The organism is Cupriavidus pauculus, from assembly GCF_002858765.1.
Classification (GTDB): domain Bacteria; phylum Pseudomonadota; class Gammaproteobacteria; order Burkholderiales; family Burkholderiaceae; genus Cupriavidus; species Cupriavidus pauculus_B.
In genome coordinates this window covers 121,096-133,626 of sequence record NZ_PJRP01000015.1, presented here as the reverse complement: position 1 = coordinate 133,626, position 12,531 = coordinate 121,096, and the positions used below count along the sequence as shown (strand labels likewise).

Annotated in this window: 13 protein-coding genes; 5 read left to right on the top strand and 8 right to left on the bottom strand. The window is 64.6% G+C overall.

The annotated features are described in order from the left end of the window. Position 1: 1 nt before the first annotated feature. Positions 2–637, bottom strand: a complete 636-nt coding sequence (gene queE / locus CYJ10_RS25440) for a 7-carboxy-7-deazaguanine synthase (protein ID WP_101684222.1) — start codon at positions 635–637, stop codon at positions 2–4. 257 nt (positions 638–894) lie between these two features. Here queE and CYJ10_RS25435 point away from each other — a divergent pair, with 257 nt between their 5' ends. After that, entirely contained in the window at positions 895–2,103 is a 1,209-nt protein-coding gene (locus CYJ10_RS25435; protein ID WP_101684221.1) for an MFS transporter, read from the top strand. Between the two features lie 71 nt (positions 2,104–2,174). On the opposite strand, the gene CYJ10_RS25430 is transcribed toward CYJ10_RS25435, so the two are convergent. Both CYJ10_RS25430 and CYJ10_RS25425 read right to left on the bottom strand, forming a co-directional pair. Further along, the gene (locus tag CYJ10_RS25430) at positions 2,175–2,684 is read right to left on the bottom strand and encodes a DUF1993 domain-containing protein (protein ID WP_101684220.1); all 510 of its coding nucleotides are present in this window, start codon (positions 2,682–2,684) and stop codon (positions 2,175–2,177) included. Between the two features lie 146 nt (positions 2,685–2,830). Further along, entirely contained in the window at positions 2,831–3,874 is a 1,044-nt protein-coding gene (locus CYJ10_RS25425; protein ID WP_101684219.1) for an endonuclease/exonuclease/phosphatase family protein, read from the bottom strand. 273 nt (positions 3,875–4,147) lie between these two features. Here CYJ10_RS25425 and CYJ10_RS25420 point away from each other — a divergent pair, with 273 nt between their 5' ends. Next, the gene (locus CYJ10_RS25420) at positions 4,148–5,323 is read left to right on the top strand and encodes a GGDEF domain-containing protein (RefSeq protein WP_101684218.1); all 1,176 of its coding nucleotides are present in this window, start codon (positions 4,148–4,150) and stop codon (positions 5,321–5,323) included. Between the two features lie 176 nt (positions 5,324–5,499). On the opposite strand, the gene guaA is transcribed toward CYJ10_RS25420, so the two are convergent. The 3 genes from guaA to guaB all read right to left on the bottom strand — a co-directional run bounded on the left by guaA (position 5,500) and on the right by guaB (position 9,326). After that, positions 5,500–7,119, bottom strand: coding sequence for a glutamine-hydrolyzing GMP synthase (gene guaA, locus CYJ10_RS25415; RefSeq protein ID WP_101684217.1), 1,620 nt, complete (start codon positions 7,117–7,119; stop codon positions 5,500–5,502). After that, on the bottom strand, positions 7,094–7,768 hold the full coding sequence (locus CYJ10_RS25410) for a hypothetical protein (protein WP_101684216.1): 675 nt from the start codon (positions 7,766–7,768) through the stop codon (positions 7,094–7,096). Before CYJ10_RS25410 ends, guaA begins: the two co-directional genes overlap by 26 nt. A gap of 94 nt (positions 7,769–7,862) precedes the next feature. Continuing rightward, positions 7,863–9,326, bottom strand: coding sequence for an IMP dehydrogenase (gene guaB, locus CYJ10_RS25405; protein ID WP_101684215.1), 1,464 nt, complete (start codon positions 9,324–9,326; stop codon positions 7,863–7,865). Between the two features lie 115 nt (positions 9,327–9,441). Between guaB and CYJ10_RS25400 the strand changes: the two genes are divergently transcribed. Next, the gene (locus CYJ10_RS25400; protein ID WP_101684214.1) at positions 9,442–10,404 is read left to right on the top strand and encodes a DMT family transporter; all 963 of its coding nucleotides are present in this window, start codon (positions 9,442–9,444) and stop codon (positions 10,402–10,404) included. 92 nt (positions 10,405–10,496) lie between these two features. Then, on the top strand, positions 10,497–11,051 hold the full coding sequence (locus CYJ10_RS25395) for a DUF4124 domain-containing protein (RefSeq protein WP_101684213.1): 555 nt from the start codon (positions 10,497–10,499) through the stop codon (positions 11,049–11,051). Positions 11,052–11,109: 58 nt separating this feature from the next. Here the strand turns inward: CYJ10_RS25395 and CYJ10_RS25390 are convergent, their stop codons facing one another. Then, a complete protein-coding gene (locus tag CYJ10_RS25390) occupies positions 11,110–11,469 on the bottom strand; it encodes an RnfH family protein (RefSeq protein ID WP_101684212.1) in 360 nt (119 codons plus the stop codon). Continuing rightward, positions 11,453–11,893, bottom strand: a complete 441-nt coding sequence (locus tag CYJ10_RS25385) for a type II toxin-antitoxin system RatA family toxin (RefSeq protein ID WP_101684211.1) — start codon at positions 11,891–11,893, stop codon at positions 11,453–11,455. Before CYJ10_RS25385 ends, CYJ10_RS25390 begins: the two co-directional genes overlap by 17 nt. 186 nt (positions 11,894–12,079) lie before the next feature. On the opposite strand from CYJ10_RS25385, the gene smpB reads away from it, so the two are divergent. Next, positions 12,080–12,529 carry an SsrA-binding protein SmpB gene (smpB, locus tag CYJ10_RS25380; protein ID WP_101684210.1) on the top strand — a complete coding sequence of 150 codons (450 nt, stop codon included), beginning with the start codon at positions 12,080–12,082 and terminating at the stop codon, positions 12,527–12,529. Positions 12,530–12,531: the final 2 nt, after the last annotated feature.

The window sequence follows — 12,531 nt, the reverse complement described above, 5'->3', positions numbered from 1 at the left end:
GTCAGCGAATGCCCAGCAGCTTGTGGGTCTGCAGCGACAGGCGCCAGCGCGGATGACGCTGGCAGAAGTCGACCGCGGCGGCCGTATTCTGCCGCGCCAGCGGGCCATCCATGGCCTGCACCAGGAAATAGCGGAAATCCAGTTGCTCGTATGCCGCGAAGTCCTGACCCGCCTGCGGCATCACCACCTTGAGTTCGTCGCCCTTCTTCACGACCAGTTCCGAACCCATCTTCGGGCTCACGCAGACCCAGTCGATGCCCTCGGGCACTTCGATCGTGCCATTGGTCTCGATGGCGATCTCGAAGCCCTGCGCATGCAGCGCGTCGATCAGCGGCGCGTCAAGCTGCAGCAGCGGCTCGCCGCCCGTGCAGACCACCAGCGGCTGGCCGCCGGCGCCCTGCGGCCATTCGGACGCCACCACGGCCGCCAGCTCCTGCGCGGTCTTGTATTTGCCGCCGCGCGTACCGTCGGTACCCACGAAATCGGTATCGCAGAACTGGCACACGGCGCGGGCGCGATCTTCCTCGCGGCCGGTCCACAGGTTGCAACCCGAGAATCGGCAGAACACCGCCGCACGGCCGGCGTTGGCGCCCTCGCCCTGCAGCGTATAGAAGATTTCCTTGACGGCGTATGTCATGCGTATGCGACGGTTGGAGTGCGTGTGGAGTTCCTGCTCAAAAATTAGGCAATAGCCGTGGCGCGAGCAACCGGCGATTGTATCAAGAACCTAGGGTTTCTGCTAAGTCCATCGCAATGGGCCGAATTAATGGCCGTCTGGCACCCCCTGGCGAGCATTTCTTGATTTCAGATCAAATATCTTCTGCCGATCGACGGCTTTTTCGGCAAGAAAGGCGCTGGCACACTGCGCTCCGACCTTGAATACCGGAGCTTGCCATGCCCATTGCCCTGCTGGCACTGACGATCAGTGCCTTTGCCATCGGAACCACCGAATTCGTGATCGTCGGCCTGATTCCCACGATCGCCGCCGACCTGCACATCAGCGTGCCCTCGGCCGGCCTGCTGGTCAGCCTCTATGCGCTGGGGGTGGCCGTGGGCGCCCCGGTGCTGACGGCGCTGACCGGCCGCCTGCCGCGCAAGGCGCTGCTGCTGTCGCTGATGGCGCTGTTCACGGCCGGCAACCTGCTGGCCTGGCAGGCGCCAAGCTATGAATCGCTGGTGGCCGCGCGCGTGCTCACCGGCCTGGCGCACGGCGTGTTCTTCTCGATCGGATCGACCATCGCCACCAGCCTGGTGCCCCGCGAAAAGGCAGCCAGCGCCATCGCCATCATGTTTACGGGGCTGACTGTCGCGCTCGTTACCGGCGTGCCGCTGGGCACGTTCATCGGCCAGCACTTCGGATGGCGCGAGACCTTCCTGGCCGTCTCCGCACTCGGCGTGATCGCGTTCATCGGCAGCCTGCTGTTCGTGCCGTCGACGATCCGCCACGCCGCGCCAGCGACGTTGCTGCAACAGGCACGTGTGCTGGCCGAACCCCGCCTGCTGCTGGTCTATGCCAAGACCGCCATCGGCTACGGCGGATCGTTCATCCCGTTCACGTTCCTGGCGTCGATCCTGCAGGATGTGTCGGGCTTCAGCGCCGGCGCCGTTGGCCTGGTGATGCTGGTTTATGGCGTATCGGTCGCCATCGGCAATATCTGGGGCGGCCGCCTGGCCGATCGCCACGGCCCGATTGCCGCGCTGCGTATCGTATTTCTACTACTGGCCGTCGTGCTGTTCGTGCTGACCTTCACCGCGCCGCATCGCTGGCTGGTGCTGGCCACAGTGCTGGCCTGGGGCGCCGTCGCCTTCGGCAACGTGCCGGGCCTGCAGGTGTACGTGGTCAAACAGGCCGAACATCACACGCCGCAGGCCGTGGACGTGGCGTCGGGACTCAATATCGCCGCCTTCAACCTGGGCATTGCTGGCGCGGCATGGGCCGGCGGGCTGATCGTCGAACACTTCGGCCTGATGCATACTCCGTGGATCGGCGCACTGGTGGTGCTGGTGGCCTGGGCTTTGACCGAACTGAGCGGCCGGCTCGACCGTGCCGCAGGCATCGACGTACGGGCTGGCGGCATGCCCGCCGGGGCCCTGCAGCACTGACCTCGATCGCGCGCACGCGCCTCCAAAGGAAAACGGGCCCGCGGGCCCGTTTTTCCTTTTGGGGTTTCGGTTTAGCGCGGCGCGCCCAGGAAATCCATCTTGCCGATCTGCACGCCCTTGTGGCGCAGCAGGTCGTAGGCCGTGGTCACGTGGAAGTAGAAGTTCGGCAGCGCAAACCCCAGCGTGTAGCTCTTGCCGTCGAACGTCACCGGGCCAGCGCGCAGTTTCAGCTCCACCACGCGCGTCTCGCTGCCTTCAAGCTGCTCGGGACGGATCGACTTCAGGAAGCCCACCGTCTTGGCGATACGTTCCTGCAGTTCCGGGAACGTGGTCTCGTTGTCCGGATACGACGGGATGTCGATACCTGCCAGCCGCGCCGCGCAGCCCTTGGCCGAGTCGCTGGCCCGTTGCACCTGTGCGGGCAGCGCGTCCATGTCGGCAATCAGACGGGTCTGAAGCAGCTCGGCGGCGTCCATGCCCTGGGCCTTGGCATGCGCCGCGCCTTTTTCGAGGATCGCGGACAGGTTGGTCAGGGCCCGGATAAACACCGGGATCGATACGTCGTACATCGAGAGGGCCATGGGGGCTCCTTGGATGGGTCGTGGGATGTCGTGGGTGGGCGTGACAAGTGCGTGGTCCGGCGGCGCGTGGCGCAGGGTGCGCTGCGGGCTGGCACCTGCCGGTGTCGCAGGCGAGAGCATAGACCGGAACCGCCGGGTCTGCTGGGCTAGCGTCCGAGCCTTGCCAGCCATGCGTCGGCATCGTCGATGCGGAACTCGATCCACATTGGCAGGTGGTCGCTGATGCGATAGGTACGCCAGTCCTTGAAGCTGCGCCCGGGCCGGGCCTGCCGTTCCGATGCGTAGGCATCGGCGTCGGCCAGGCGGTAGACATGCTCGTACACATCGAATACGCCAGCCCGGCCGGTCGGCGCCATGCACGACAGGCGTCGCAAATAGGCGATCTGGTCGTAGTGCCGGTTCTTGTCCACATTCGACCCGGGTACGGACTGCAGCGCCTCCGGCACGACAAACCCCGCCCGCGTGATCGCTTCCATCGTCACGTCGTGCCAGTTGAAGATATTGAAGTCGCCCAGCAGGATCAGGTTGCCCGCGTCGGCCTTCACACCGGGCGCCGGCTGCGGTGCGGCCGACAGTTTGCCCGCCGCCTTGGCGATGGTCTGGCCGAAGGCCGTGATCTCCGCCAGCCGCCGCGCGTCGTCGGGCTTGCCGGTGCCGTAGTAGATATGGACGGTGGCCAGCGTCAGGTAGGCCCATCCGGCCTGGAATCCCGCCAGATACGGCGAGCGCGCCAGTTGCACCGGTGCCGGCCCTGACCTGCCCGCACGGGGCAGCACCAGTTCGGCAGCCAGCCCGGTGAAGCGCACCTTGCGCCGGTCGTACAGATAGGCCATGCGCTCGGCGTTGCCGGACGTGCCCAGCGTGACATCGGTCACCAGATACCCCCACCACGGCCCAAGCATGCGCTGCAGCCGCTGCAACGGGTACAGGCCATCCCTGACTTCCTGGATGGCGATCAGGTCAAAGCGGCTCAGGATCTCGGCGATATAAAGGTAGGACTCGTCCGAGCGGTAGCCATACTTGCCGCTGTCGAACTCGCGGATGTTCCAGGTGGCCAGCAGTAGCGTATCGGTGGCCGTCCGGGCGGGGATGTCGGTCGCAAGGGCCTGGCGCAGGCGCGTCAGACCTTCGATGGCACGGGCACGCGCTTCGGGCTCTGCGATGTCCGCGATGAAGTCGTAATGGGTCATGGGATGGCTGTCGTCAAATGCCGGCCATCGTCAGGGCCACACAGGGCAGTCGCATTGGCATGCGTCAAGGCCCCACCGGGATGGTGCCGATTCAAACGAACGACGATGCCGCGCCAGCATCCAGGGACTGCATCCACACCAAATGGCAGGCAGGCGGCGCCGAAACGCCAAAACTCGGCCGGGAGATCTCAGGAAGCATCCGCGGCCTGCCGTAATTCCAACGTAGAATTCGACAGCCGGCGCACACCATCGGCGCAATGTCTTTAAATCTGGATGTACGTCGATCTCCTCACCCTTTACCTTCTAGCGATTGGAACGCTGCTCGCCAGCGCGGGCATGATGTTCTGGGAGCATCTGGCCAACCCCCGGCACAGCCAGGCCCTGCGGATTCTGACGGCAGGATTCACGACGCTCGCCGTCGGCTGCGTGGCGGTGCTCTTTCGGCGGGCCATGCCAGGTGTGCTTGGTTCAGCACTTGCCAACCTGCTCATGCTCTGCGGCTACCTGCTGATCCTGAACGGCGTCGCGGCCCTCAGCGGACGGCGCTACCGCGTCACCGTGGTGGTCGTGCTGGTCGGCACGGCAATCCTGTGGGCAGTTTCGGGCACACGATGGATCGATGCTGTCTGGAATTACATCAGCGCCTTCCCGATTGCTGTCATCAGCGCCATGACGGCGCGCGAAATGCTGCGCTGTGACGCGCTGAAGCCGTTCTTCGCGCGGCACATCGTCGTGGTCGTAACGGGTGTCCACGCCCTGCTCTATGCCGCGCGGGCTTTTGCCTTGCCCTGGCTCGTGACGGCATACGGGCCAGCCATGCAGTCCATTGCCAGCAAGATCACCATGTACGAGGGCGTGCTGTATTCAGTGATCCTGCCGATGACGATCCTGAAGCTGATCCGCGAGGACAGCCATACCCAACTGCTGAAGGAATCCCAGACCGATTACCTGACCCGCCTGGGCAACCGGCGTTGGTTTTTTGAGCAGGGCAAGCGCATTCTCGATGCCGAAGACCTGCGCGGACCGATAGCCGTGCTCGCTTTCGACCTGGATCAATTCAAGGCCATCAACGACCGCTACGGCCATCAGGCCGGTGACGAGGTATTGAAGTCATTCGCGGAGATCGCCCGCAGCGCAATGGGCCCTGAAACCCTGCTCGCCCGCATCGGCGGCGAGGAATTCGCCGCGTTGCTCTATGGCGCGGATGCGCACCGTGCCAGGACACTTGGCGAGACCGTGGCGGCCCAGTTTGCTGAAAATATCGCGGCCCGAATCGGCGGCGTTGGCATCCCGGCGACGGTCAGCATCGGGCTGGCACAGTTCGAGCATGGCACACGTGTGCTTAGTGATGCACTCGTTGCGGCGGACAAGGCGTTGTACCGGGCCAAGGCGCTGGGGGGAAACCGACTCGAAATCGCGCGGACCGAGGAGCGGTCGACGGCGGTGTAAGGCTGGCGAAGATGGCTGCCGGAGAAGGTGGCGAACGAAGGCAGCGGAGGAAAGTGGCCGTGGAGGCCGTGTGAAGCGAGGTCTGGGAGGCGGATATCCGCAGATATCCGCCCAACCCGAGATCGGAACCCGCGCATCCGGCCCTGCAAGGCGCCGGATGGCTCAGGCCCCGGGGATTATTCCCACTCGATCGTTGCAGGCGGCTTGCCCGAAACGTCGTACACCACGCGATTCAGCCCGCGCACCTCGTTGATGATGCGGTTCGAGCAGCGGCCCAGCAGCGCGTACGGCAGGTGCGCCCAGTGCGCGGTCATGAAGTCCGTGGTTTGCACGGCGCGCAGCGCCACCACGTAGTCGTACGTGCGGCCATCGCCCATCACGCCAACCGACTTCACGGGCAGGAACACGGCAAAGGCCTGGCTGGTCAGGTCGTACCAGCTCTTGCCCACCTGGTGCGCCTCGCACATGCCGGCGGCGGCATCCTGCTCGGTAGCGATGGTCTTGCGCAGTTCTTCGATGAAGATCGCGTCGGCGCGGCGCAGCAGATCCGCATAGTCGCGCTTGACCTCGCCCAGGATACGTACACCCAGGCCCGGGCCCGGGAACGGGTGGCGGTAGACCATTTCCGGCGGCAAGCCCAGCGCCACGCCCAGTTCGCGCACTTCGTCCTTGAACAGGTCGCGCAGCGGTTCCAGCAGCTTCAGGCCCAGCGTCTCCGGCAGGCCGCCCACGTTGTGGTGGCTCTTGATCGTCGTCGCTTTCTTGGTCTTGGTGCCGCCCGATTCCACCACGTCCGGGTAGATCGTGCCCTGCGCCAGCCACTTGGCATTGCTCAGCTTCTTCGCTTCGGCCTGGAATACTTCCACAAACTCGCGGCCGATGATCTTGCGCTTCTGCTCCGGATCGGTCACGCCGGTCAGGTGCCCCAGGAACTGATCCGAGGCATCCACGTGGATCACCTTGGCGTGCAGCCGGCCGGCGAACATGTCCATCACCATCTTGCCTTCGTCCAGGCGCAGCAGGCCGTGATCGACGAACACACAGGTCAGCTGGTCGCCAATGGCGCGATGGATCAGCGCGGCGGCCACCGACGAATCGACACCGCCGGACAGGCCCAGGATCACCTCTTCATCGCCCACCTGCTCGCGGATCTTGGCCACGGCCTCGGCAATGTGGTCGCCCATCACCCAGTCCGCCTTCGTGCTGCAGATCTGCAGCACGAAGCGCTCGAGCATCTCGCGACCCTTCGCCGTATGCGTGACTTCCGGGTGGAACTGCACGGCGTAGTAGCCACGGGCCTCGTCGGCCATGCCGGCGATCGGGCAGCTCGGCGTCGAAGCCATCAGCTTGAAGCCGTCGGGCAGCGCCGTCACCTTGTCGCCGTGGCTCATCCAGACCTTCAGCATGCCGTGGCCTTCCGGCGTGTTGAAATCCTCGATGCCCTTGAGCAGGTTCGTGTGGCCATGGGCGCGGACTTCTGCGTAGCCGAACTCGCGCGAATCGCTCCATTCCACCTTGCCGCCCAGTTGCACGGCCATGGTCTGCATGCCGTAGCAGATGCCAAGCACCGGCACGCCCAGGTCCCACACGGCCTGCGGCGCGCGCAGCTGGTGGTCTTCGTAGGTGCTGGCGTGGCTGCCCGACAGGATCACGCCCTTCGGCGCGAACTCGCGGACGAATTCGTCGGTGACGTCGTTCGGATGGATTTCGCAGTAGACGTGCGCTTCGCGAACGCGGCGGGCGATCAGCTGCGTGACTTGCGAACCGAAATCAAGAATGAGGATTTTGTCGTGCATGATTGGCAGTGGGCAGTGCGTCCGGATCGGGTTCGGTCATGACCTCGGTGCCCGGGCCATAGCCGGGCGGCGGCGTGATGACCGGCTCGCGCCGGTATTCGGGGGATGCGGGGGATGCGGGGGACGTCGCCGGTCGCGCCGGGCGGCCAATGCCGCCGTCGGCAACATCGGTCACGTCGGTAACGTCAGTCGGATATTGAACGCCGGCCGCGCGTGCTTCGCGGTCGGTCCTGGCCTGCTCGGCCAGCGCCCGTTCGCGCAGTCGCACCTTCTTGGCCGACGGGATCTGCACGATGGCGAAAAACAGCAGCATGGCCGCCAGCGTCAGCAGCCAGACCTTGCCGGCCGGCTGGACGGGCATGTCCAGGAACAACGTCCATGCGGCCACCAGTATCGCGCTGGCCAGGTTGATCAACCCTGCGACGCGCGCCACGGGCACCGTCATGTGGCCGTTGAACGTGGCCGTGAACAGCAGCCACGACATGCCAAGCGTGACCACGCCCAGCAGCTGGCCGAACAGGGCCGGCACGGGCGCCGGCAGTTGCAGCGCGGCATACAGCGTGGTGAACGGCGACATCAGCAGCAGCAGGCCAAGCAGCAAGTCGAGCAATGCATCGAAAAACAGCACGGCTCGCAGCAATACCTTCATGGGCGCTCCTTATTACGGCGCGGCCGCGCGGGCCCCGTCAACCTCGACAGAACCGGCGCGGCCGTGGTGCCCGTCAGGGCAGGCCAGATCGACATCAATCGATATGGTAGTTCGGCGCTTCCTTGGTGATCTGCACGTCGTGGACATGCGACTCGCGCATGCCCGCTGCGGTGATCTGCACGAACTCGGCCGATTCGTGCCACTGCGGAATCGAGCTGGCGCCGCAATACCCCATCGACGCGCGGATACCGCCGGTCAGCTGATGGATGATCGCCTGCACCGGCCCCTTGTACGCGACGCGGCCCTCGATGCCTTCCGGCACCAGCTTGTCGACGTTGGCGGTGTTGTCTTCCTGGAAGTAGCGGTCAGCGGCGCCGTCCTTCATCGCACCGACCGAACCCATGCCACGGTAGCTCTTGAACGAGCGGCCCTGGAACAGGAACACCTCGCCCGGCGCTTCCTCAGTACCCGAGAACATGCCGCCCATCATCACGGTGTGGGCACCGGCCGCCAGGGCCTTGGCCACGTCGCCCGAGTAGCGGACGCCGCCATCGGCGATCAGCGGCACGCCCGTGCCCTTGAGCGCCTCGGCCACGTTCGATACGGCGGTGATCTGCGGCACACCCACGCCTGCCACGATACGCGTCGTGCAGATCGAACCCGGGCCGATACCGACCTTGACGCCGTCGGCGCCATGCTCGACCAGCGCCAGCGCGGCGGCGCCGGTGGCGATATTGCCACCCACCACCTGCACCTGCGGGAAGTTCTGCTTGACCCAGCGCACGCGGTCCAGCACACCCTGGCTGTGGCCGTGCGCGGTATCCACCACGATCACGTCGACGCCGGCCTTGACCAGCAGTTCCACGCGTTCATCATTGTCCGGACCCACGCCCACTGCCGCGCCTACGCGCAGTTGGCCGTGTGCATCCTTGCTGGCCAGCGGGTTGTCCACGGCCTTCTGGATGTCCTTCACGGTGATCAGGCCGCGCAGCTCGAACGCACTGTTGACCACCAGCACACGCTCCAGGCGGTGGCGGTTCATCAGGCGCTTGGCTTCTTCCAGCGGCGCGCCTTCGGCCACGGTCACGAGCTTTTCGCGCGGCGTCATCTTGGCACGCACGGGTGCGTCCAGTTCTTCCTCGAAACGCAAGTCGCGGTTCGTGATGATGCCGACGACGATCTTTCCTTCGAGTACCGGGAAACCCGAAATGCCGTGCTGTTGCGACAGCGCAATCACATCGCGAACCTTCATGTCCGGCGAAATGGTGATCGGGTCACGCAGCACACCCGATTCGTAGCGCTTCACGCGCGCCACTTCACGGGCCTGGTCGGCGGGCTTCAGGTTCTTGTGAACAATACCGATACCGCCGGCCTGCGCCATGGCAATCGCCAGGCGCGCTTCCGTCACCGTATCCATGGCAGCGGACAGCAGCGGAATATTGAGTTCGATCGAACGGGTCAGTCGGGTGCGGAGGGAAACATCCCGGGGCAGGACGGCCGAATAGGCCGGGACGAGCAGCACGTCATCGAATGTGAGTGCTTTCTGGACAAGACGCATAGCGAATCCTCTAGGCGCAAAAGCAGATTATACAGGAATGCAGGATTTGCTGATGCGTTGTTGCAAGCCGTTTGCTATTCTCGGCCACCTTTTTCAAGCAAGGCATCTGGAGACTATGGGAATCGGCGTACTGTGCGGCCTGCTGGCAGGCGCTTTCTGGGGGATGGTGTTTATCGCGCCCAAGCTGCTGCCGGTGTTTTCCCCGTGGGAATTGGCAATCGGCCGATACCTGGCGTACGGCGTGGTGGCGCTGATCGCCGCCCTGCCGCTGATGCGCCGCATTGCCCGCAAGCTGACGCGCGCCGATTGCGTAGCCCTGCTCCGGCAGGCCTTTACCGGCAACCTGCTCTATTACGTGCTGCTGGCGTTCGGCGTGCAACTGGCCGGCGTGGGGCCCACGTCGCTGATCATCGGCATCCTGCCGATCTCGGTCACGTTGATGGGCCGGCGTGACCATGGCGCCGTCCCGCTGCGCCGACTGGTGTTGCCGCTGCTGGTGGTGGCGGCAGGCATCGCCTGCATCAACGTCGACCTGTTCGGCGGCGGTGGCGGCGCACATGGCGCGGCCGTGTCGGACGCGATGATCCGTCCCGTGTGGCAGAAAATTGCCGGCGTGCTCTGTGCAGCCGGGGCACTGGTCTGCTGGACGCTCTACGCCGTGGACAATGCACGCTACCTGCAGCGCCACCCGCACTTCAGTGGCAACGAGTGGTCGGCGCTCTATGGGCTGTCCACCGGACTGGTGTCGCTGATCCTGGCGATTGCCGGCTGGCTCGCATTCGGCGACACGCTGACGGCCCCCGGCAACGCACGGGACTGGCAGTGGTTCTGGACGGTCAATACGGCGGTTGCGCTCGGAGCGTCGCTTATTGGCAACAATCTCTGGAACATTTCCAGCCGCCGATTGCCGCTGACGTTGTCTGGTCAGATGATCGTCTTCGAGACGCTGTTCGCGCTGGCATACGGGTTTGTGTTCGATCACCGCTGGCCAAGACCGCTGGAAATTGCCGCAATTGTGTTGCTGATGGCCGGCGTGGCCTGGTCCGTACGCTTGCATGCGACGGACAAGTCTCAGTAGACTAGCGCCCAATGCTGTGGGGGTCACATCGAAAGTCAACCCCACTAGCGTCTAGTGCCCAGACAACCGCTCGACCCGCTCACGAATTCGCCATGAAACGATCGTCCGCGCTGTACCTGCTCATTGCCGCAAGCCTGGCCATCCCCGGCACCGCCTTCTCCCAGTGGCAATGGAAGGAAGCCAACGGTCGCACGGTCTACAGCGATACCCCTCCGCCGCCCTCCGTCCCGGAACGCGCCATCCTGGCCGCACCGGGCCGCATGGCCGGCGCCTACCGCCCGCTGGAGTCGGAAACCGCCAAGGCAGACGGGAAGGCAGATACCAAGGCCACCCCGGCGAATGGCCCACGCATGCAGACCGTCAGCGCCAAGGCCAAGGCCGACAAGCCCGTCGACGCCGACGACGCGTTCCGCGAGCGCCGCGACGCGCGGATCAAGGCCGACCTCGATGCCGCCACCAAGGAACGCGACCAGTTGGCCCGCGACGACCGGTGCCAGCAGCTGCGCAACTACGCCACCGGCCTGAGCGCTGGCGTGCGCGTGTCCCGCTCGGCTGCCGACGGCGCGCCGGTTCGGCTGAACGACGACGAGCGCGCGGCCGAACTGGCGCGCACGAACGATTCGATCAACCAGCAGTGCGCCAGCTGACACGCTGACGCCTTGACAGCAGGATTGCCGCCGTTGGGCGGCAATCGATGGCTGAGGCTCAGGCGCCCTGCCCGCCCCCACGACGCAGCCATTTCTGGCCCTCGCGCAACCCGGACGACCGGGTTTTCTGCACGCGCTTGCGCCGCGCCGTCTTCGGATCGGCCGTCAGAATGCGGTAGACCTCAACCCGGTCACCCTCGCGCACCACGGTTTCCAGCGTCTTGAGCTTGCCGTAGATGCCCACCCGCATCGTGGTGGGGTCGACTTCCCGGTGCGTCTCGGTCAACCCGCTGGACTGGATCGCGCCGACGATGGTCGTGCCCGCCGGGACGGCGACTTCCTTCAGGAAAACGGCATCCGGACGGGCATAGCAGACCGAAACGTGCACGGTAGCCGCAACCTCAGTTTTGCTTGGCATAGACCACCTCGGCCCGTTTGACAAAGGCATCGACAAACGTATTGGCGATCACGCTGAACGCCGGACCGATGATTTTTTCGAGAATGACACTCGAAAACTCGTAGTGCAGGTGAAATTCGATCTTGCAGGCATCGGCACGCAGGGGTGTGAACCGCCAGGACCCGTTGAAGGTCTTGAAAGGACCGTCAGCGAACGTCATATCGATGCGTGTCGGACGTTCCTGGGTATTGCGTGTGTGAAAGTACTGCTTGATGCCACTGAAATGGATATTGATCTTGGCATCGAGCAGCGTATCGGTCTGCTCAAAGACCTCGACGCCACCGCACCATGGCAGGAACTTGGGATAGTCCTCCACGCGCGTGACCAGGTCGTACATCTGTTCGGCCGAAAAGCCGAGCAGGACGGATTTATGGACGTCTGCCATGTATACAGATTGCGGGCGCCTCGGGGCTGGGCCGGGCCGGAGCGGTTTGCTAAAATCAGGATTTTAGCCGACAGCCGCGAACACGGCACGCCCTGGCACGCTCGGCCGCAGTCATGTTGCTGCGCACCCTCACCGCCGCCGCCCTGCCAGGCCGCGCCGGCCCATATTTAGGAAATCACCTCCCGCATGACGATCGCTGACAACAAGAAGGCTTTTTTCGACTACTTCATCGAAGAGCGCTATGAAGCCGGGATCGTGCTGGAAGGCTGGGAAGTCAAGGCGATCCGGGCGAACCGCGTACAGATCAAGGAAGGCTACGTGGTGGTGCGCAACGCCGAGATGTTCCTGATTGGCGCCCACATCAGCCCGCTGCAAAGCGCCTCCACGCACATCACGCCAGACCCGGTGCGTACCCGGAAGCTGTTGCTCAAGGCCGACGAGATCAAGAAGTTGATCGGCAAGGTGGAACAGCGTGGCTACACGCTTGTGCCGCTGAACCTGCACTACACACGCGGCCGCGTGAAGTGCGAGATTGGCCTGGGCAAGGGCAAGAAGCAGTTCGACAAGCGCGAGACCGAAAAGAACCGCGACTGGCAGCGCGAAAAGGCGCGCCTGATGAAAAGCGAGAAGGAATAAAA